The 20815-nt window shown below is 69.6% G+C and carries 21 protein-coding genes; 8 read left to right on the top strand and 13 right to left on the bottom strand.

Features of this window, described 5'->3' with window-relative positions:
- Genes QNJ12_RS01060 through pobA form a run of 5 tightly spaced genes read right to left on the bottom strand, consistent with a single transcriptional unit; the run spans position 1 to position 4289 of the window.
- Complete coding sequence (locus QNJ12_RS01060) at positions 1-876, bottom strand: amidohydrolase family protein (RefSeq protein ID WP_300617741.1); 876 nt, start codon at positions 874-876, stop codon at positions 1-3.
- A complete protein-coding gene (locus QNJ12_RS01065; RefSeq protein WP_300617744.1) occupies positions 873-1829 on the bottom strand; it encodes a Gfo/Idh/MocA family oxidoreductase in 957 nt (318 codons plus the stop codon). Before QNJ12_RS01065 ends, QNJ12_RS01060 begins: the two co-directional genes overlap by 4 nt.
- Positions 1826-2683 carry a class III extradiol dioxygenase subunit beta gene (locus QNJ12_RS01070; RefSeq protein ID WP_300617747.1) on the bottom strand — a complete coding sequence of 286 codons (858 nt, stop codon included), beginning with the start codon at positions 2681-2683 and terminating at the stop codon, positions 1826-1828. Before QNJ12_RS01070 ends, QNJ12_RS01065 begins: the two co-directional genes overlap by 4 nt.
- Positions 2683-3102, bottom strand: a complete 420-nt coding sequence (ligA, locus tag QNJ12_RS01075; RefSeq protein ID WP_300617750.1) for a protocatechuate 4,5-dioxygenase subunit alpha — start codon at positions 3100-3102, stop codon at positions 2683-2685. The genes QNJ12_RS01070 and ligA overlap by 1 nt, the downstream gene beginning before the upstream one ends.
- A 20-nt stretch (positions 3103-3122) precedes the next feature.
- Entirely contained in the window at positions 3123-4289 is a 1167-nt protein-coding gene (pobA, locus tag QNJ12_RS01080) for a 4-hydroxybenzoate 3-monooxygenase (protein ID WP_300617753.1), read from the bottom strand.
- A gap of 113 nt (positions 4290-4402) precedes the next feature.
- On the opposite strand from pobA, the gene QNJ12_RS01085 reads away from it, so the two are divergent.
- On the top strand, positions 4403-5413 hold the full coding sequence (locus tag QNJ12_RS01085; RefSeq protein ID WP_300617757.1) for an amidohydrolase family protein: 1011 nt from the start codon (positions 4403-4405) through the stop codon (positions 5411-5413).
- Positions 5410-6117, top strand: coding sequence for a 4-carboxy-4-hydroxy-2-oxoadipate aldolase/oxaloacetate decarboxylase (locus QNJ12_RS01090; protein WP_300617760.1), 708 nt, complete (start codon positions 5410-5412; stop codon positions 6115-6117). Before QNJ12_RS01085 ends, QNJ12_RS01090 begins: the two co-directional genes overlap by 4 nt.
- Before the next feature lie 34 nt (positions 6118-6151).
- Here QNJ12_RS01090 and QNJ12_RS01095 read toward each other — a convergent pair whose 3' ends face one another.
- From QNJ12_RS01095 to QNJ12_RS01105, 3 genes are read right to left on the bottom strand one after another with little or no spacing between them, the layout of a single operon-like run.
- A complete protein-coding gene (locus QNJ12_RS01095; RefSeq protein WP_300617763.1) occupies positions 6152-6793 on the bottom strand; it encodes a GntR family transcriptional regulator in 642 nt (213 codons plus the stop codon).
- A gap of 1 nt (position 6794) precedes the next feature.
- Entirely contained in the window at positions 6795-7703 is a 909-nt protein-coding gene (locus QNJ12_RS01100) for an amidohydrolase (protein ID WP_300617767.1), read from the bottom strand.
- A 3-nt stretch (positions 7704-7706) separates the two neighbouring features.
- Positions 7707-8789, bottom strand: coding sequence for a 4-oxalomesaconate tautomerase (locus QNJ12_RS01105; protein WP_300617770.1), 1083 nt, complete (start codon positions 8787-8789; stop codon positions 7707-7709).
- 69 nt (positions 8790-8858) lie between these two features.
- Here QNJ12_RS01105 and QNJ12_RS01110 point away from each other — a divergent pair, with 69 nt between their 5' ends.
- From QNJ12_RS01110 to QNJ12_RS01120, 3 genes are all read left to right on the top strand, one after another.
- On the top strand, positions 8859-9695 hold the full coding sequence (locus QNJ12_RS01110) for a TIGR03560 family F420-dependent LLM class oxidoreductase (protein WP_300617773.1): 837 nt from the start codon (positions 8859-8861) through the stop codon (positions 9693-9695).
- Positions 9696-9821: 126 nt separating this feature from the next.
- Positions 9822-11738 carry a primary-amine oxidase gene (locus QNJ12_RS01115; protein ID WP_300617776.1) on the top strand — a complete coding sequence of 639 codons (1917 nt, stop codon included), beginning with the start codon at positions 9822-9824 and terminating at the stop codon, positions 11736-11738.
- Positions 11739-11786: 48 nt separating this feature from the next.
- Entirely contained in the window at positions 11787-13883 is a 2097-nt protein-coding gene (locus QNJ12_RS01120) for a reductive dehalogenase domain-containing protein (RefSeq protein ID WP_300617779.1), read from the top strand.
- A gap of 107 nt (positions 13884-13990) precedes the next feature.
- Here QNJ12_RS01120 and QNJ12_RS01125 read toward each other — a convergent pair whose 3' ends face one another.
- Positions 13991-15280 (bottom strand): cytochrome P450, encoded by a 1290-nt coding sequence (locus tag QNJ12_RS01125; RefSeq protein WP_300617782.1) that lies wholly within the window; start codon positions 15278-15280, stop codon positions 13991-13993.
- A gap of 93 nt (positions 15281-15373) precedes the next feature.
- Complete coding sequence (locus QNJ12_RS01130; RefSeq protein WP_300617785.1) at positions 15374-16003, bottom strand: hypothetical protein; 630 nt, start codon at positions 16001-16003, stop codon at positions 15374-15376.
- 125 nt (positions 16004-16128) lie between these two features.
- On the opposite strand from QNJ12_RS01130, the gene QNJ12_RS01135 reads away from it, so the two are divergent.
- Positions 16129-16599: an Lrp/AsnC family transcriptional regulator gene (locus tag QNJ12_RS01135; protein ID WP_300617788.1), complete on the top strand. Its 471-nt coding sequence runs from the start codon at positions 16129-16131 to the stop codon at positions 16597-16599.
- 46 nt (positions 16600-16645) lie between these two features.
- On the opposite strand, the gene hpaH is transcribed toward QNJ12_RS01135, so the two are convergent.
- From hpaH to QNJ12_RS01150, 3 genes are read right to left on the bottom strand one after another with little or no spacing between them, the layout of a single operon-like run.
- On the bottom strand, positions 16646-17452 hold the full coding sequence (gene hpaH, locus QNJ12_RS01140) for a 2-oxo-hept-4-ene-1,7-dioate hydratase (RefSeq protein ID WP_300617791.1): 807 nt from the start codon (positions 17450-17452) through the stop codon (positions 16646-16648).
- Complete coding sequence (gene hpaR, locus QNJ12_RS01145) at positions 17439-17930, bottom strand: homoprotocatechuate degradation operon regulator HpaR (RefSeq protein WP_300617794.1); 492 nt, start codon at positions 17928-17930, stop codon at positions 17439-17441. The genes hpaH and hpaR overlap by 14 nt, the downstream gene beginning before the upstream one ends.
- Complete coding sequence (locus tag QNJ12_RS01150) at positions 17927-18832, bottom strand: fumarylacetoacetate hydrolase family protein (protein WP_300617797.1); 906 nt, start codon at positions 18830-18832, stop codon at positions 17927-17929. Before QNJ12_RS01150 ends, hpaR begins: the two co-directional genes overlap by 4 nt.
- 71 nt (positions 18833-18903) lie before the next feature.
- Between QNJ12_RS01150 and QNJ12_RS01155 the strand changes: the two genes are divergently transcribed.
- On the top strand, positions 18904-19284 hold the full coding sequence (locus QNJ12_RS01155) for a hypothetical protein (protein ID WP_300617800.1): 381 nt from the start codon (positions 18904-18906) through the stop codon (positions 19282-19284).
- Positions 19284-20813 (top strand): 5-carboxymethyl-2-hydroxymuconate semialdehyde dehydrogenase, encoded by a 1530-nt coding sequence (gene hpaE, locus QNJ12_RS01160; protein WP_300617803.1) that lies wholly within the window; start codon positions 19284-19286, stop codon positions 20811-20813. Before QNJ12_RS01155 ends, hpaE begins: the two co-directional genes overlap by 1 nt.
- Positions 20814-20815 lie beyond the last annotated feature (2 nt).

The following is a 20815-nucleotide window of genomic DNA, read 5'->3' on the forward strand; positions in this document are numbered from 1 at the left end:
TCAGTCGCGGCCGTTCAGGCCGAGCACGTCGATCGCGTTCTGCTTCATGATCAGCGGGCGGACCTCCGGCTTGATCTCGAGGTCGTCGAAGCTCGCGATCCACCGGTCGGGTGAGATCACCGGGTAGTCCGATCCGAACAGCACCTTCCGGCGCAGCGGACCGTTCGCGGCGCGGACGAGCTGCGCCGGGAAGTACTTGGGCAGCCAGCCGGACAGATCGATGTAGACGTTCGCCTTGTGGGTCGCCATCGAGATCGCAGCGTCCTGCCACGGCACCGACGGGTGGGCGAGGATGACGGTGAGCGTGGGGAAGTCGGCGGCGACGTCGTCGAGGAGCATCGGGTCGCTGTAGCGCAGCTTGATGCCCCGGCCGCCCGGCAGGCCGGCGCCGATGCCGGTCTGGCCGGTGTGGAACACGGTCGGCGCACCGGCCTCGGCGATCGCTTCGTAGATGGGGTAGTAGCGCTCGTCGTTCGGCTCGAACGCCTGCAGGCTCGGGTGGAACTTGAAGCCCTTCGCACCGTGTGCGACGAGTGATCGCACCCGGGCCGCAGCGTCGTCGGCGAGCGGGTCGACCGAGCCGAACGGGATGAGGATGTCGTCGTGCCGGGCCACGAGATCGATGATCTCCTCGCTCGACAGGGCGGGATGCCCCAGCGCCGTGGTGGCGTCGACGGTGAAGACGACGGCGCCGATCTGCCGCTCGCGGTAGTACGCGGCGAGGTCGGCGACGGTCGGCGTCCGGTTGTCGTCGCCCTTGAAGTACTTCGCCGACGCGTCGAGCAGCTCCTGATCGAGCGCGCAACACCCCTGCGAGTCCTGCTCGACGTGCACGTGGGTGTCGATGGCGACCAGTGCGTCGGGGTCGAAGCTCATGGTTGCGCCTGCAGGTGCCGCTCGATCCGGTCGAGCACCTCGTAGCAGGGGAGCACCTTCGCGACGCTCGCGTTCGGCTCGCGGCCCTCGGTGATCGCGGCGACGAACTCGCGGTCCTGGAGCTCGATGCCGTTCATCGACACGTCGACGTCGGAGACGTCGATCGGCTGCTCCTTGCCGTCGACGAGGTCGTCGTAGCGGGCGACGTAGGTGCCGGTGTCGCCGATGTACCGGAAGAACGTGCCGAACGGGCCCTCGTTGTTGAACGACAGGGCGAGCGTGCAGAGCTGGCCGGCCTCGGTGCGGAGTTGGATCGACATGTCCATCGCGATGCCGAGCTCGGGGTGGACCGGGCCCTGCATCGCTTGCGCCGCCACCACGGGCGAGCCGGTTTGGTACTGGAACAGGTCGACGGTGTGGGCGGCGTGGTGCCAGAGCAGGTGATCGGTCCAGCTGCGCGGCTCGCCGAGGGCGTTGGTGTTCGTGCGGCGGAAGAAGAACGTCTGCACGTCCATGTGCTGGATCGTGTACTCGCCCGACTCGATGCGCCGGCGCACCCACTCGTGGCTCGGGTTGAAGCGGCGCGTGTGGCCGCACATCGCGACGAGCCCACTGGCCTCCTGGGCCGCGACGACGGCGCGTCCGTCGGCCAGGTTGTCGCACAGCGGGATCTCGACCTCGACGTGCTTGCCGGCTTCGAGGCAGGCGATCGCCTGTGAGGCATGCACCGGCGTCGGTGTGGCGAGGATGACGGCGTCGACGTCGTCACGCGCCAGCACTGCGTCGAGCTCGGTCGCCACGTGTGGGATGCCGCGCGCCTCGGCGACCTTCTGGGCGTTCGCCGCGACCGGGTCGGCGATCGCGACGACCTCCGCGTCGTCGATCGCGGCCAGCCCGTCGAGGTGCTTGTTGCCGAAGGCGCCAGCGCCGGCGACGGCGATCCGGACGGTCACGAGGCCTCCTCGAGGATCAGCTGCCCGACTGCCGTGTTGCTCGCGGGCACGTGGTAGAGGCGGTGCGCCTCGGTGGGCGCAGCGCCTCCCGCCAGGTCTCCCATCGCGCCGCGGGCGATCAGCCACATGACCAGCTCGATGCCCTCGGAGCCGGCCTCGCGCACGTAGTCGACGTGCGGCATCCGCGCGAGGTCGACCGGGTCGTCGATCATGCGCTCGAAGAACTCGTTGTCCCACGGTTGGTTGATGAGGCCGGCCCGCCGCCCCTGGAGCTGGTGGCTCATGCCGCCGGTGCCCCAGATCTGCACGTTCAGGTCGTCGTCGAACCCGTCGACGGCGCGCCGGATCGCCTGGCCGAGCGCCAGGCAGCGGTGTCCGGTGGGCACCGGGTACTGCACCACGTTGACCGCGAGCGGGATGACCTGGCACGGCCATGCGTCGGGTTGGCCGAACATCATCGACAGCGGCACGGTGCAGCCGTGGTCGACGGGCATCTTGTTGACGAGGGTGAGGTCGAACTCGTCGAGGATGACCGATTGTGCGATGTGCGCAGCCAGCTCGGGATGGCCGATCACGGTCGGAACGGGACGCGGGCCCCACCCCTCGTCGGCGGGCATGAAGCTCTCGCCGGTGCCGAAGGCGAAGGTGGGGATCAGGTCGAAGCTGAACGCGTTGCCGTGGTCGTTGTAGACGAGGATGACCACGTCGGGTGGGTGCTCGGCGATCCAGTCACGGGCGGGCTGGATCCCTTCGAACAGCGGCTTCCAGTACGGCTCGTCGGTGAGGCCCTCGTCGATCGCGGCGCCGATGGCGGGCACGTGCGACATGTAGAGGCTGGCGGTGATGCGGGCCATCAGCCGTCGCTTTCCTCGTCCTCCCCGCGACCCTCCCATTCGTGGAGGTAGCGGTTGCCGTCAGGCGAGCGTCCGCCCGCGAGCATCATCGCCTGGTGGCCGGCGGCATCGTTCTCGGTCATCGAGCTCACGATCTCGACGTAGGACAGGCCGTCGCACGCGCCGACCTTGGCGACGAAGTAGATGTTGCCGCCGAGCTCGAGGATGCGGTTGAAGTCGCGGTCGATCACCGCCTGCTTCTGATCGTCGGTCATGTCCCACTCGTCGAGGTAGGCGCGCTCGTCGGCCTTGAACCGCTCGCGGTTGCCGGCATCCATCAGCGACTTCGCGAACTGGTTGAGGTGGTACCCCTTCCGGGCCTGGTCGGCATCGAAGATCGTCGTGCCGGGGATGTCGAGATAGGGCTTGTCGAGCGGCATGCTGTCTCCTGGTCGGCGGGTCAGAGGTCGAGGCCGACGTACTGCTCGGCGACGTTGGTCTGGGACGCCTCCGAGGCGGCGAGGTGGGTGAGGTCCTCCTCCTGGATGCGCTGGTCGAACACCGTCTGGTCGGGGAAGCGGTGCAGCAGCGTTGTCATCCACCACGAGAACCGGACCGACGACCAGACGCGGTGCAGGGCGGTCGCCGAGTAGGCCGCGAGTGGCGCCGAATCGCCGGCGTAGTGCGCGGCGAGCGCCTCCGACAGGTAGTGCACGTCCGACACCGCGAGGTTGAGGCCCTTCGCGCCGGTCGGCGGGACGATGTGGGCTGCGTCGCCGGCGAGGAACAGCCGGCCGTGGCTCATCGGCTCGCAGACATAGCTGCGCAGCGGGGCGATCGACTTCTCGATCGATGGGCCGGTGACGAGCTGTTCGCCCTCGGAAACGGGTAGGCGGGCCAGCAGCTCGGTCCAGAAGCGATCGTCCGACCAGTCGTCGACCGTGTCGTCGAGCGGGCACTGCACGTAGTACCGGCTGAGCATCGGGTTGCGCTGCGAGCACAACGCGAAGCCGCGCTCGTGGTTGGCGTAGATCAGATGGGGGAGCGGTGGTGTCTCGGAGAGGATCCCGAGCCAGCCGAACGGGTACGCCTTCTCGTACTCGGTCTTGGCGTCGGCGGGAATCGTGGCGCGGCTGACGCCGTGGTAGCCGTCGCAGCCGGCGACGTAGTCGCAGTCGAGCCGGACCTGCTCGCCGTCGGCGGTGAACCTCACCCAGGGCTGGTCGGTCGTGACGTCGTGGATCTCGACGTCGGATGCGCCGAAGACGATGTTCGCGCCCTCGGCCTCGGCCGCCAGGTAGAGGTCCTCCTGGATCATCGTCTGGCCGTACGACATCATCGGCTTGCCGGTCAGGCGCTGGAAGTCGATCGAGAGGATCTCCTCGCCGCGCCACCCGATCTTCACGCTGTCGTGCACGTGCCCCTCGGCGTCGAGGCGATCGGCGAGGCCGGCTGCTCTCAGTAGCTCGACCGTCGTCCACTCGAGCACGCCGGCGCGGATGCGGCCGAGCACGTACTCCTTGGTCTGACGCTCGACGACGACCGACTCGATGCCGTGCCGGCGCAGCAGCAGCGACAGGAGCGATCCGGCCGGCCCGGCTCCGACGATCGCGACCTGGGTTCTCATCCGGCAGCCCCCTCGAGCACCTGCTCACTGTCGACAAGATTGTCGACAATCCGGTACCTTACTCGGGGCACCGACCCCTGCGTCAACGGGCGGTGCCGACGGAGGGACGTCACGTGCACCGGATCATCGATTGCCACGGCCACTACACCACCACACCGCCGGGCGTGGCTGCGTGGCGTGACGCACAGAAGGCCGCCGTGGCCGCCGACGCGGCGTTCGTGGGCGAGAAGGGCGCCCTGGCGGTCACCGACGACGAGATCCGCGAGAGCCTGGAGTCGGCACAGCTCGCGTTCCAGCGCGAACGAGGGTCCGACCTGACGATCTTCTCGCCGCGGGCGTCGTGGATGGCGCACCACATCGGCAACGAGCACACGTCCCGGTTCTGGACCGAGCACCAGAACGAACTGATCCGCCGCGTCTGCGACCTGTACCCGGACAACTTCGCACCCGCCTGCCAGCTGCCGCAGTCGCCCGGTGCGTCGATCGACGGGTCGGTCCATGAGCTCCGGCGCTGCATCGACGAGATGGGCTTCATCGGCTGCAACGTCAACCCCGACCCGAGTGGCGGCTTCTGGACCGGGCCGCCGCTGTTCGACCGATACTGGTGGCCGCTGTGGGAAGCGATGATCGAGCTCGACGTTCCTGCGATGATCCACGTGTCCGCGGCCTGCAACCGGAGCTTCCACACCACGGGTTCGCACTACCTCGGTGCCGACACGACCGCCTTCATGCAGGCGCTGGCGTCCGGGTTCATGGCCGACTTCCCGGGTCTCCGGTGGATCATTCCGCACGGCGGTGGTGCCGTGCCGTACCACTGGGGTCGCTTCACCGGCATGGCCGCCGACCAGGGATGGGACTTCGATGCGCTGCTCGACCACATCTGGTTCGACACGTGCGTGTACCACCAGCCCGGCATCGACCTGCTGCTCGACGTGGTGCCCACCGAGAACGTGCTGTTCGCCTCCGAGATGGTCGGCGCGGTGCGTGGCGTCAACCCCGACACGGGTCGACACTACGACGACACCAAGGTGTACCTCGACGCTTCGTCGCTCGACGACGACGGCCGACGGCTCGTCTTCGAAGAGAACGCCCGCAAGGTCTTCCCGAGATTGGAGCTGCCATGAACCAGCCTTCCCACGGCCGCCACGTGGTGGTCACCGAGATCGACCGGGCCGGCATCGCGACCGTCGACGGGCTTGCGTCGATGGGCACGGCGACGGTGCACGAGGCGATCGGGCGGCGCGGGTTCCTCGGCGCCGAGCTGCGCCCGATCCAGCAGGACGTGCGGGTCGGCGGCTCGGCGGTCACGGTGTCGAGCCACCCCGGCGACAACATGATGATCCACGCCGCGGTCGAGGTCTGCCGGCCGGGCGACGTCCTCGTCGTGACGACCACCGCACCGTCGACGCACGGCATGTTCGGCGAGCTGCTGGCGACGTCGCTGATGACGCGAGGCGTTCGAGGTCTCGTCATCGACGCCGGCGTGCGCGACACGTCCGAGCTGCGCGACATGGGCTTCCCGGTCTGGACGCGCCACGTGTCGTGCCAGGGGACGGTCAAGGCGACGCCGGGTTCGGTCAACGTGCCGGTATCGATCGGTGGGGTCGTCATCGAGCCGGGCGACGTGGTGTGCGCCGACGACGACGGCGTCGTGGTCGTGTCGCTCGGCGAGGCCGAGTGGGCGCTTGCGCAGTCGCAGGCCCGGCTCGACAAGGAGGCGGCAACCCGCGCCCGGCTCGATGCCGGTGAGCTGGGCCTCGACTTCTACGGCCTGCGCGACGAGCTCGCCGACCTCGGCGTCGAGTACGTCGACCGCCTCGACCCCTGACACGTCGCGAGTTGTGTCTGACGCAACTCGCGACTCAGGTGGGGCGGCGGGCGTCGCGCCAGCGGTGCAACACCTCGATCACCGACTGCAGGTGGTCGCGCATCGCAGCAGCTGCGGCGTGCTCGTCTCCGGCGACCACCGCTTCGACGATCGATGCGTGCTGCCCGAGCGACTCGCCGGGGCGCCCCGGCATCAGCGCGAGTCGATACTGATGATGTGCAGCGCGGTTGCGCAGGTTCGCGACGAGCTGACTCGCGATCGTGTGCCCACTCATCTCCCGCAGGCGGCGGTGGAGCAGGGCGTTGAGCTCGGAGTAGTCGCCGTCGCGATCCTCGGCGACCGCGGCGCGCATGTCGTCGACGATGCCGCGTAGCTCATCGCGCTCGTCGCTGGTGGCGTGATGCGCGGCCTGCGCTGCGATCAAGCCTTCGAGCGCGGCCCGGGCCTCGGTGATCTGGATCGCCTCCTCGATCGAGATCCGACGGACCGTTGCGCCCCGGTTCGCCTCCCGTTCGACCAGCCCCTCCGACGTCAGCTCGACGAGGGCCGACCGCACGGCGGCCCGCCCGCACCGGTACAGCTCGGCCAGTGGGACCTCGAGCAGCCGGTCGCCCGGCTCGAAGCGACCGGTGAGGATGTCCTGCCGGAGCTCGTCGGTCACGGAGCCTGTGGCCATGTCACGAGAAGTCATACAGCACCTGCGGGTTGTCGACCAGGATCCGATCCCTGCTGGCCTGATCGGGAGCGAACGCCGCGAGGAGGTCGAGCAGCCGGCCCTCGTCGGGCATGTCGACCAGGTTCGGGTGCGGCCAGTCGGTTCCCCAAAGCACACGATCCGGGGCGCACTCGACCAGGGCGCGCCCGAACGGCACCACGTCGTCGTACGGCGCGATGCGTCCTTCGGTCAGACGCTCGGCGCAGGAGACCTTCACCCAGCACCGCTCGTCGGACGCCAGCCGTTCGAGCAGGCGCTGGAACGGCTCCTGGTCGACGCCGTCGGCGGCGGGTACTCGCGCCATGTGGTCGATCACATAGGGCACGGGCATCGCGTCGAGCAGCCCCGAGTACGTGCCGAAGTCCCTCGCGTCGAGGTGGAGCACCACGTGCCAGCGCAGCGCCGCGACGCGATGGACGAGGTCCCGGAACTCGTCGAGGTCCGGGGCGCCGCCGAGATGGGCCACGAAGTTGAAGCGGATGCCGCGGACCTGATGCTCGTGCAGCTCGGCGAGGTCGTCGTCGGTGAACGACGGGTCGATCATGGCGACGCCCGCGTAGCGGCCGGCGCCGCGCTCGATCGCATCGAGCATCGCCGAGTTGTCGGCACCGTGGCAGCTGGCCTGCACGAACACCGCTCGCTCCAATCCGAGCCGGCGCTGCAGGCGCTCGAAGTCGTCGATCCCGGAGTCGGGCGGCGTGTACGTCCGGGTCGGCGAGAAGGGGAACCGCTCGGCGGGGCCGAAGATGTGGCAGTGGGCGTCGCACGCGAGAGCCGGCGGGCGGACCGCCGCGGGCGGCGAGGCTTCGGCAATCGGCCCGGGCACGGTCCGTTCGAGGGGGAAGTCGTGCGGCGGATTGCGAGGAGCCACCGCTCAACGCTCCGTGTCGACCCGCGGGAACACCGTGCCGTCCATCAGCTTGCGGGCGGTGCGGATGATCCCGGCTCGCGAGACCTGGACGCCGCCGTCGGCCAGCGCGTCGACCTCGACGACGGCGTCGAAACAGCCGGTCGGATGCTCGAGCCGCACGACGTCGCCCCCGGGCGCGGTCGCGCAGGCGTGGGCGGGTGAGCCCTCGAGGAGGGCCGCCGTCGCGACCGACACCGCGCCGAGCACGCCGATCGCGTCGTGGCATCGATGGGGGATGAACGTGCGGGTCGAGAGATGGCCGCCGGCGCTCGGCGGCGAGACGAGCGTCAGCTTGGGCACGGTGGTCTCGCGCACGTCGCCGAGACCCATCAGCTCGCCGGCCTTCAGCCGGATCGCCTCCAGCGCAGCGCGGAGGTCGGCGTCCTGTTCGAGCTCGGCGCACGTCTCGTCGCCCGACACGCCGAGCGAGTCGGCGCGCAGGACCGCGACGGGCATCCCGTTGTCGATCAGCGTGCACGCGGTGCCCTCGACCGTGTCGACGACGTTGCCGGTCGGCAGGAGCGCTCCCGTGCTCCCACCGGCGAGCCCCTCGAAGTCGAGGTGGATCGCGGCGGCCGTGCCCGGCACGCCGGAGATCGCGGTCGCGCCGCCGTAGACCGGCGCGCCGTCGAGCACGGCGAAGCGAGCGGTTGCGATCGAGTCGGTGTTCAGCATCCTGATCCGGACCGTGCACTCGCCGTGCTCGGGGCCCGTGAGCAGGCCGCGTTCGAGCGCGAACGGGCCCACGCCGGCCAGGACGTTGCCGCAGTTCTGGCGGTCGGACACGACGTCGTCGGCGACGCCGACCTGCAGGAAGAGGTAGTCGACGTCGGCGGCGTCGTCGCTCGCCGACGAGACGATGGCGACCTTGGAGGTGAGCGGGTGCGCCCCACCGATGCCGTCGATCTGACGGGCGTCGGGGGAGCCCATGACCCGCCGGAGGAGCGAGTCGCGAGCGTCGGGATCCCTCGGCAGGTCGTCGCGAAGGAAGTAGGCGCCCTTGGACGAGCCGCCACGGAGGATCATGCACGGGATGCCGTCGCTCACCGAAGGCAGTCTGCCAAATGTTGACAAGATTGTCGACAGAGCCGGGCTCGTCGATCAGACTGGTCGGGCATGGGACGACACGCCATCAAGACGCCGCCACACCACGCCCCGTGGGCCGACTTCCTCGACGTGTGGCGTGAGGCCGACGGCATCCCGATCTTCGAATCGGCGTGGACCTGGGATCACTTCTATCCGCTCGCCGAGCCGTTCGACGGCCCCAACCTCGAAGGCTGGACGATGCTCGGTGCGCTGGCGCAGGCGACGTCGCGGATCCGCATCGGCGCGATGGTCAACGGCATGCACCACCGGCACCCCGCCGTGACCGCCAACATGGCGGCGACGCTCGACCACATCTCCGGCGGGCGGTTCGAGCTCGGCATCGGCGCCGGCTGGAACGAGATGGAATCGAGCGCGTACGGCATCGAGCTCGGCACGCTCAAGCAGCGGTCGGACCGCTTCGAGGAGGGGGTCCAGGTCATCGAGTCGTTGCTCACGAGCCACACGACCACCTTCGAGGGGGAGTGGTACCGCCTGACCGACGCGTGGTGCGAGCCGAAGCCGGTCCAGGAGCGGATCCCCATCGTCGTCGGGGGCAAGGGTCGCCGCCGCACGCTCCGGACCGCAGCCCGGTTCGCGGATCAGTGGGACATGACCTTCCCGGCGAGCCCCGCCGAGTGGGTCGAGCTCGACGCCGTGCTCTGCGGTCACTGCGAGGCCGTCGGTCGCGACCCGGCGCAGATCACCCGATCGGTGCACCTGGCGTTCGACGAGGAGCGCTCGATGCAGGCGCACGCCGAGGAGGCGGCAGGCTTCTTCGAGGTCGGCGTCGACGTCGTCGTCTGGTCGATGCGCGGCGCCGTCGATCCGGCTCGCCTCGAGCCGCTTGCGATCGCAGTGGCGATGTAGCGGAGGGGCCGACCCGCTGACCTCGGCCGACTCGTGACGCCGGTGCGCCGGTGACCTCTGAGGCGGCGAGCTCGCGGGTGAGCGCGTAACGTTCGGTCCCGGACGTCGTCACGGATCGGGGGACCCATGACCGAGCTCGCCACCACGCCCACCACCGCGACCCATCCGCTCGACCCGTTGTCGGCGGACGAGATCACCGCCGCTATGGCCGTGTTGCGCGATGGTCGGGAGCTGCCGCCTCGGCTCCGTATCACGTCGATCGCCCTGGAGGAGCCGGCGAAGTCGATCGTCAGAGCCTTCAGGTCCGGCGACCCGATCGAGCGGGTCGCCCGCATCGTCTGCTACGACCGTGACACCCGGACGACAGCGGTTGCGCTGGTCTCGATCACGAACGGAGCGGTCACGTCCTGGGAGGAGATCGCCGGCGTGCAGCCGCACCTCATGCTCGAGGAGTTCTTCATGCTCGAGGACATCCTCAAGGCCGACGAGCGCTACGTCGCCGCGCTCGCCACACGAGGCGTCACCGATCTCGACAAGGTCCAGGCCGACCCGTGGCCGGCCGGCAACTTCGGGAGCGACGGCGAGTGGCAGGGCCGTCGTGTCTGTCGGGCCGTCAGCTACGTCCGCGATCGACCCGACGACAACGGCTACGCACACCCGATCGAGAACTTCGTCGCGATCGTCGACTTCGACGCCGGCGAGGTGCTCGAGCTGATCGAGGGCGACATCGTGCCGGTGCCCGAGCCGCACGGCCGCTACGACGTCGAGGCGGCGACCGAGGGCGGTGGGTCGCTGCGCACACCGGCGCCGCTCGACATCACGCAACCCGACGGGCCGGGCTTCACGCTCGACGGCCAGCTGCTGACGTGGGAGCGGTGGTCGATGCGAGTCTCGGTCGCCCCGATCGAGGGCCTCGTCCTCCACCAGATCACCTGGCACGACGACGACGGCCCGCGCCCGATCCTCTACCGCGCCGCGCTGGGCGACATGGTCGTCCCGTACGGGTCGACGGCGACCAACCACTGGTGGAAGAACGCGTTCGACGCCGGCGAGATCGGGCTCGGGCAGCTGCTCAACAGCCTCGAGCTCGGCTGCGACTGCCTCGGTGAGATCCGCTACCTCGACAGCGTCTCGGTCGACCAGGAGGGCCAACCGTTCGCGCAGCAGAACACGGTGTGCATCCACGAGGAGGACTTCGGGATGCTCTGGAAGCACTGGGACTTCGCCAGCGACTCCACCGAGGTCCGCCGGTCTCGCCGGCTGGTGGTGAGCTCGATCGCCACGGTCGGCAACTACGAGTACGCCTTCTACTGGCACTTCTACCTCGACGGGAACATCGAACTGCTGATCAAGATGACCGGCATCGTGCAGACCCAGGCGTTGGCAGACGGCGAGGAGCCGGTCGGCGCCACCCGCATCGGCCCGAACCTCGCCGCGCCCCATCACCAGCACATGTTCTGCGTCCGGCTCGACGTCGACGTCGACGGCGGGCCGAACACCGTCAGCGAGCTCGACGTCGTACCGGTCGAGGGCGACCACCCTCATGCGTTCGACACCGTCACGACCACGCTCACGACCGAGCAGCAGGCCCAGCGGATCTCCGACGCCGGGGCCAGCCGGACGTGGCTGATCGAGAACCACGGCAAGCTGAACGCCCACGGACAACCGGTCGCGTACAGACTGATGCCCGGGTACTCGCCGACGATGCTGGCGCAACCGGGCGCCGCGATCCGAGAGCGTGCCACGTTCGCCACGCAGAACCTGTGGGTCACCCCCTTCGACCCCGACGAACGTCATCCGGCCGGCGACTTCCCGGCGCGGCACCCCGGCGGCGACGGGTTGCCGAGGTGGACGGCAGCCGACCGCTCGATCGAGGACACCGACATCGTGGTGTGGCACACGTTCGGCGCCACCCACATCGTGCGGCCCGAGGACTACCCGGTGATGCCGGTCGAGATGCTGGGCTTCATGCTGAAGCCGAACGGCTTCTTCGACCGCAACCCGGCCCTCGACCTCGCACCGAGCCCGAAGCACTGCGACTGAAGGAGCGGTGGCGCGGCGACAACCCGACTCCTGGACGCCCCGTCGGCCATGAAGCTGTTCTCGCACAGGAAGCGCCCGGTGCACCTCGGGCCGTATCCGCTGGAGCGGCTGCCACGCCTCGACGATCCGACCGAGGAGCCCCGACACCTCGGCGGAACCCGACCCGTCGAGCAGCGGCCGGAGGGTCCGGACGGAGCGAGCCACGCATTCCGGCTCTACCTCGACCTGTTCGATGCGCAGCGCTCGGGCGAGGTCGCCGAGCCGGCACCGATTCCGGACGACCCGGTCGAGCGAGCGCACAACCTGAAGGCCGGCCTCTACTTCCTCGATGCCGACATGGTCGGCTGCGCGGTCGTCCCGGAGGACGCGTGGTCGAACCCCGAGGCTCGACGGCACGGCCACGCGGTCGTCGCGCTCGTCGCACACACCCGGACGGTCGGCCGCGGTCAACCCGGTGACGAGTGGATCGACGGCACCCGTCAGGTCAACGCCGATCTACGCGCAGCTGAGCTCGCCGTGCTCACCGCCGGCTACATCCGCCGCCTCGGATTCGACGCTGTCGCCCACACGCCGTCGGCGACCGACCTCGACCTGGAGCGTGTCGCACTCCAGTGCGGCCTGATCGAGTCGGTCGGCGGCGCACTGAAGGCGCCGTACCTGCGTGGCGGCTTCGCGCTGTCGGTCGTGTCGACCGAGATGGAGATCGCCGCCGATGCTCCGCTCGCACCCCGTGGTCTGGTCGGCTCGCTGCGGACGACCCGCTCGATCGGTTGGCTGCTGGGCCGGCGCGGCACCCGCGCCGGCATCGGCCGCCTGAACGGCGATCACCGGCCGCTGCACATGGGCCGCCAGCCGATGGAGCGGATCAAGCGCGTCGACGAGCCCACCACGCTGATCATCGCCGACGAGGTGCAGCGGGTACCCGTACGGGCCGGCGGGTTCCCGCGCGCCGCCCACGGTGACCTGGGCCCGAAGTTCCAGAACGACGTGAAGGTCTTCGCGTACAAGACGCCCCAGGCGCAGACCTACATCCAGCAGATCGACGCGATGGTGCCGCACCAGGACGGACCGGTTGCCGACGCGGTCGCCGCGGGCACCAAGGATCCCGACCGGAACGCCGACGCGGTCAAGGCCCTGGCGTACCACCTCGGCGGCGACATGGTCGGCGTCTGCGAGGTGCCCGAGTACGTCTGGTACTCCCACAACGGGAAGGGCGAGGTCATCGAGCCCCGGCACCGCAACGCCATCGTGATCCTGCTCGACCAGGGGTACGAGACGATGGAGGGCGCCAGTGGCGACGACTGGGTGTCGGGCGCACAGTCGATGCGGGCGTACATGCGCGGTGCCCAGATCGCCGGCATCATCGCCGAGCACCTCCGATCGCTCGGCCACGGCGCCCGCAGTCACACCAATCGCGACTCCGAGGTGCTGCACATCCCGCTCGTGCTCGAGGCCGGGCTCGGCGAGATGAGCCGGATCGGCGAGCTCGTGCTCAATCCGTTCGTCGGGCCGCGGTTCAAATCGGTCGTGGTCACCACCGACCTGCCGCTCACGCCCGACCGGAAGATCGACTTCGGGTTGCAGGACTTCTGCCAGAAGTGCACGAAGTGCGCCCGCGAGTGTCCGTGCGGGGCGATCCCGTTCGGCGACAAGATCATGTTCAACGGCTACGAGACGTGGAAGCCCGACGTCGAGAAGTGCACCAAGTACCGGCTCGGCAACCTGAAGGGGTCGGCGTGCGGGCGCTGCATGAAGACCTGCCCGTTCAACACCGAGGGCGTGCTGTCGGAGCGCTCCTTCCTCTGGGCGGCGATCAAGCTGCCGTTCGCCCGTTCGTGGATCGCCCGCCTCGACGACCAGGTCGGCAACGGCTCGATCAACCCGGTCAAGAAGTGGTGGTGGGACCTCCAGTGGAAGGACGGCCGCACGATCGTCCCGGAGAAGGGCACCAATGCCCGTGGTCTCGACCCCGACGGCGGCCGGATCGCCGACAAGCAGCGGATCGCGCTCTACGAGCCCGACATGCTGCCGCCGGGCGACAACCAGGGTGTCCCGGTGAAGCTCGACCGGAAGGAGGCCATCCGCCGCGGCGAGCGGGCCGAGACGCCAGCGAGTGCGAGGACCCGCCTCGCCCGGCGAGGCTGATGGTGATGCTCGCGTGAGCACGTCGATCACGATCACGGGCTGGCGAGGACGGTGACGTGGTCGTCGCCGACGATCAGTCCACCCAAGCAGCGGCCTCAGCCGCCGGCTCACCCGTCCCAGGTCACGTCGAGGCGGCTCGGTCCTCGGAACGTGATGTTGGGGAACCGCGTGACCTGCTGATCGTGCACGAGGCGCATGGAGGGGAGCTGCTGCGTGAGCGTCTCCATGATCGCGTTCGCCTCGAGGCGGGCGAACATCGCACCGAGGCAGTAGTGGTTGCCCTTCCCGAACGAGATGTTCTGGCGAGCGTTCGACCGCTCGAGGTCGTAGCGCTCGGGGTCCTCGAACACCGCCGGATCGTGGTTCGCCGCACCGAGGTTGAGGAAGACCTGCGTGCCGGCCGGGATGTCGACCCCGCCGAGGGTCGTGTCCTCCGTGGTCACCCGGCGCCAGCCGACCTGCGGTGAGTTCCACCGGATGACCTCCTCCATCGCGAGCGGCACGACGGCGGGGTCGGCGCACATCGCGTCCCACACCTCGCGCCGGGGGAGCAGCGTCAGCAGCGCGTTGCCGAGGTAGAGCGTGACCGGCTCGTGGCCCGCGAAGGACAGGCCGTAGAGGATCGACTCGACCTCGCGATAGGTGAGGTCGTCGGGGTTCGCCTCGTGGTCGGCCAGCAGCTCGGAGGCGAGGTCGTCGCCCGGTTGGTCGCGCTTGCGGGCCGTGAACTCGCGCACGTACTTCCAGTAGGCCACCATCTTGGTGGCGATCTCGACCTGCTCGTCGGGCGTCGGCCGACCCCACGAGAACGCCAGCCGATCGCCGCACCACTCCTTGAGCTGGGCGTCGTCCGACTCGGGGAACCCCATGAAGCGGAACACGACCTCACCCGGCAACGGGTTGGCGACGGCGGCCACGAAGTCGGCGGGTGGTCCGCCGGCGATCATCTCGTCGATCAGCTCACCGGCCCTGCGCCGGATGTACGGCTCGAGCACCTTGTTGCGGCGGTTGGAGAAGCCTTTCTTCGTGTACTGGCGGATGCGCCCGTGGTCGGGTTCCTGGCGGTTCGACATCACCGCGACGGGGTCGAACTCCGGGTCGGCGAGGATGGCCGCGGCCTCGTCGCAGAGCGGGAAGACCGGGTCCTGCACGTTCTCGGACGAGTAGACGTCGGGGTTCATGAACACCTCGGTGACGTCCGCCATCCGGGAGACGACGACGTAGCCGAGGTCCTCGGCGAACACCACGGGCGTCTCCTCGCGCAGGCGTGCAGCGGTGGGGTACGGGTCGGCGACGTACTCGGCCGAGAGCGGCCGGAACGACGAGTGGTCGACCGGGCAGCCGGGCGGCGGCCCACTCGGACCGGTTCGGATCTGGTGGTACGCGGCCTCGCTCATCGTGCCCCCTGGATGGGAACACTACGGTGCGGGCGGCCCCACTGTCCCGAGCGGGCGAACTCGCTGCTCGTCAGCGGGCGAACCCGCTGCTTGTCAGCGGGCGCCTTCGAGCGGGCTCGGTTCGGGGACCTGCCAGTCGGCGGGCATCTTCGAGAAGTCGAAGAACGGGGCCTCGTCGCCGGCCTCGACCGCGTTGGCCACCTGGTCGTAGAAGCCCTTGCCGGTCTCCTCGGCGAACGTGATGCTGACGTCCTCGCCGGTCTCGGCGTTGGGCCGCTCGACGTACTCGGGGAAGTTGGTCTCGTCGGCGGCGCCCTCGGTGTACCCGCGGGCGAACATCTGCTTGAGCACGCCGAACCCGTCGTTGCGCACGAGCACCTCGCCGCGCGGGCTGCCGCCGAGGCGCTTCATGTGGGCGATGAAGGCGTCGAGGTCGTAGGTGTCGTAGGCGACGTGCTGCACCGAGTGGTCGCCGTGCGCCTCGACGAACGCCGTCACCTGGCTCTTCTTGGCGCGGTCGATCCCCTCGATGAGGGCGACGCCGAACTCGCCGTAGTCGATGCACCAGATCTTCATGCTGTCGTTCGGGTCGTCGGGCCGCACGTCGTCGATGCGGTTGATCAGCCGGCCGCCCTCGACCTCGGTGTGGAACCAGGTCCACTTCTCGATCGTGCCCGTGGCGCAGGCGTAGCTGATGTGATCGACCCGCTTGAGGTGCGACATGTGATGACTCCGATCTCGACGACGCGTCGTGTTCGACGACGATGTCGCACCAGGCTGACCGAACGCGCCCTGAACCGCAAGAACGTTGTGCGAACTGATCACCCATCGGCAGTACGGTGGACAGAGTGAGCGACTCGACCTACCAGATCGACAACGCCGACCGCAGATTGATCGGCGCGCTGCGGCGCGGCGGTCGTCTGTCGAACAGCGACCTGGCCCGTTCGCTGGGCATGGCGCGCGGCACCGTGCAGTCGCGCCTCCATCGGTTGGTCGACACGGGGGTGATCACCGGGTGGGGCCCCGACCTCGATCCGCGCACGTCCGATCTCGCCGTGACGGCCTTCACCACGCTGACGATCGCCCAGGGCGCACACGACCGTGTCGTCGCAGCGCTCGAAGCGACGCCCGAGGTGATGGAGGTCCACGTGATCACCGGTGCCGGCGACCTGCTGTGCCGCCTCGCCGCCCGCAGCAACGACCACCTCCACGACGTGATCCAGGCGATCGTCGCCACCGAGGGCGTGCTGCGCTCGTCGAGCCAGCTCGCCCTGCACACGCCGCTGCGACGGACGCTCGCCGACCTCGTCGGCCGCTGAGCAGCCGTTCGCCCGATCGATGACCAGGTGAACACCTGATCGTTGATCAGGTGAAAGCCAGCTCGAAGCTGCCGAGGTCGCCGTAGTCGAAGCGGAACTCGTCGCCGGGACGGATGTCGATCGGGCGCGTGAACGAGCCGGCCAGGATCGTGTGGCCGGCCTCGAGCGTCAGCCCCTGCTCGGCGTAACGGCGCGCGAGCCACACGATGCCGGCGGCCGGATGGTCGAGCACGCCGGCCGCAAGGCCCGTCTCCTCGACGATGCCGGCGCGATACGCGAGCGCGCCGACCCATCGCAGGTCGATGTCGCGCGGCCCGACCCGGCGGCCGCCGCAGACGATGCCGGCGTCGGCGGCGTTGTCGGCGATCGTGTCGACGACCGTTCGGGTGCGACCGGTCTCCGGGTCGCGCCGGAACGAGCGAGCGGCGATCAACTCGACGGCGGGCACCACGTGGTCGGTCGCGTCGAGTACGTCGTCGATCGTCAGGTCGGCGCCGGCGAGATCGGTCGCCAGCACGAACGCCAGCTCGATCTCCAGCTTGGGGTCGCAGAACCGTGCGGCTTCGAGCGTGCTCCCCGGCTCGAACACCATGTCGCGGGTGAGGAACCCCGAGTCGGGCGTGGTGATGTTCATCGCTGCCTGCATGGCGCGCGATGTGAGCCCGATCTTGTGGCCGACGAGCTGCTCGCCGCGGGCGAGCTTCCGGTCGAGCCATGCGGCCTGCACGCGGTAGGCGTCGTCCATCGTCATGCCGGGATGGACCGACGTGGTCTGGCGGATCTGCGTCGCGGTGCTCTCGGCCTCGTCGAGCAGTGCCGCCTCGGCCTGCACCTCGACGTCACTCAAGCTCATCGCCGGGCTCCTCGTCGACGACCTCGTGAGCATCGGCGCCGAGGTCGAGGGTCGCGAGGTCGTAGAGCTCGTCGAGCAGCCGGCTCAGGCGCTCGGCGCCGAACGCCTCCTCGATCGCGGCGTAGCGCTGCTCCGACTCAGGGGCGATGAGGCGCACCTGTGCGAGACCGTGCTCGCTCAGCGCGATCAGCGACCGGCGCTGGTCGGTGGTGTCGACGGTGCGGACGATCAGATTGCGATCCTCGAGGTTGGTCAGGATGCGCGACAGGCTCGGCGGGAGGAGGAACGTGCGCTCGGCGAGGTCGCTCACGTCGACGGCGGCCGCCGTGGCCGTCAGCGCCCGGAGCACCCGCCACTGCTGCTCGGTCAGGCCGTGTTCTGCCAGCAGCGGCCGGAACAGCCGCATCGCGGCCTCCCGCGCCTGGAGGAGCGCCATCGGCAGCGACGCTGCGAACGGACGCATGGCCGGCGTGCTCATTGTGGCTCCGGTGCGGCGAACGAGGCCGCGAGCGTGCCCGGCGCGAACTCGTCGGCGACCGTGTTGCGGAGCGTGCCGATCTCGGGAACCGACACCTCGACCACGTCACCGGGCTGCAACCACACCGGCGGGTCGAACCGGGCCCCGGCGCCGGTCGGCGTGCCGGTGAAGATCAGGTCGCCGGGGCGGAGCTCGGTGAACGTCGAGAGGTAGTGGATCTGGTACTCGATCGAGTACTTCATCGTGGCCGGCGTGTCGTCCTGGCGGAGCGCGCCGTTGACCCGCGTCGTCAGGTGCAGCTGTTCGAGGTCGCCGAACTCGTCGATCGGGACGAGCCACGGGCCGATCGCGCCGCTCGCCGTCCAGTTCTTGCCCTGGGTGACGTTGAACTTCGCGTGGCGAACCCAGTCGCGGATCGTCCCTTCGTTGCCGAGCGTCAGCGCGGCGATGTGATCGCGGGCGTCGGCGACCTCGATGCGCCGGCCGCTACGGCCGATCACCACGACGATCTCTCCCTCGTAGTCGAGCTGCGGGCTCTCGGGTGGCCGGATCAAGCTGCGCCCGTGGCCGGTGAACGAGTCGGGGAAGCGGACGAAGACCGACGGGTACGCAGCATCGCCGGCGTCGGTGTACTCGGCGGCGCGACCCCCGTAGTTGACGCCGATGCAGAGGACCTTGCCCGGCCAGGGGAGCGGACGCTCGAACGTGATCCCGTCGAGTGCGTGGTCGGCGGGCTCGCGCTCGAACGTGCGAGCCTCGGTGAGTCGACCGGCGCCGACGAGTGCTCCGAGGTCGGGCACGCCGGGCATCCGGCGCCGGAGGTCGACCACGCCGGTGCCGCGGGCATCGACGTTGCCGAAGCTCGTCTCGCCCTCGACGGTGTAGGAGAGGAGTCGGGTCATCGCGAACTGGTTGCCGGGGCTTTCCGTGAACTGCTGAACATGTTAAACAGATTGCCGCCACGGGTACAGCGATGCCGCACATCACGATCGAACACTCGGCCAACGTCTCGGACCACCACGACGTCGACGCGCTCGTCGCCGCCGTCCACGCGGCAGCGCTCGCCAACGGCCTCCCCGAGGTCGCCGGCCTGCGCACGCGGGCCGCCGAGCGCCGTCACTACCGTGTCGCCACCGGTGATCCCGGCTTCGCGTTCGTCGCGATCCACTGCCGGATCGGGCCGGGCCGCGACGATGTGGCGAAGCGCTCGTTCGTCGCCGACGTGCTCGACGCCGCCGAGCAGGCGGTCACCGGCACACCGCTCGCGATCGCCTGGTCGATCGAGCTCACCGAGATCGACCCCGAGCTCCGCATCAATCGCAACCACGTCCGCACCGCCATGGAGGACATCTGATGGTCGCCGCCGGCTACACCTACGACGACAACCTCGCCGTCGCCGACGAGCATCTCGCCCGATTCGCCGCCGAGCCGCTGCCCCACCTGATCGCAGGCGAGGCCGTCCCGTCACCATCGGGCGAGACGTTCGAGAACACGTCGCCGATCGACGGCACCCGCCTCGGCGACGTCGCCGCCGGAGACGCCGCCGACGTCGATGCCGCCGCATGCGCCGCGGCCGAGGCGTTCGACGCATGGGGCAGCGCGCCGGGAACGGAACGCCGGCGCATCCTGCACCGCGTCGCCGACCTGATCGAGCATCGCGCCCACCAGATCGCCGTCACCGAGTGCGTCGACACCGGCCAGACCATGCGCTTCATGGCACAGGCCGCGCTCCGCGGCGCGCAGAACTTCCGCTTCTTCGCCGACCGGGCACCATCGGCCGCCGACGGCCTGTCGCTGCCGTCGCCCGACCACGTGAACTACACCACCCGCCATCCGATCGGTCCGGTCGGCGTGATCACGCCCTGGAACACGCCGTTCATGCTGTCGACGTGGAAGATCGCGCCGGCGCTCGCGGCCGGCTGCACGGTGGTCCACAAGCCGGCCGAGTGGAGCCCGCTGACCGCTCACCTGCTCGCCGAGATCGCACACGAGGCCGGGCTGCCGCCCGGCGTGCTCAACGTGGTGCACGGCACGGGTGAGACCGCCGGCAAGAGCCTCACCGAGCACCCGGCCATCAAGGCGATCGCCTTCGTCGGCGAGTCCGCCACCGGGTCGCGCATCCAGGCTCAGGGTGCCCCGACGCTGAAGCGCGTGCACTTCGAGCTCGGCGGCAAGAACCCGGTGATCGTCTTCGACGACGCCGACCTCGAGCGTGCCGTCGACGCGGTCGTGTTCATGATCTACAGCCTCAACGGCGAGCGCTGCACCAGTTCGTCACGGCTGCTCGTCCAGGACTCGATCCACGACGAGGTCACGGCAAGGGTGGCCGAGAAGATGCGCCACGTGCCGGTCGGCCATCCGCTCGACCCCGGCGCTGTGATCGGGCCGCTGATCCACCCGCGCCACCACGAGAAGGTCCGCAGCTACCTCGACGTCGCAGCCGACGACGGCGCGACGGTCGTCGAGGGCACCCCGTGGGACGACGCACCAGCGGGCGGCAACTGGATCGCTCCGGTGCTGTTCACCGGCGCCCGCTCGGACATGCGCATCGCGCAGGAGGAGATCTTCGGGCCCGTGCTGACGGCGATCCCGTTCGCCGACGAGGCCGACGCCGTGAAGATCGCCAACGACGTCGACTACGGGCTCGCCGGCTACGTGTGGACCCGCGACGTCGGACGTGCGCACCGGGTCGCCCATGCCCTCGAGGCGGGCATGGTCTGGGTGAACTCTCAGAACGTCCGCCACCTGCCGACCCCCTTCGGCGGCACGAAGGCGTCCGGCATCGGCCGCGACGGCGGCGACTGGAGCTTCGACTTCTACATGGAGACCAAGAACATCAGCGTGGCGCTCGACACCCACGCCGTCCCCGAGCTCGGAGGCTGAAC

The organism is Ilumatobacter sp. (assembly GCF_030065885.1).
Classification (GTDB): domain Bacteria; phylum Actinomycetota; class Acidimicrobiia; order Acidimicrobiales; family Ilumatobacteraceae; genus Ilumatobacter.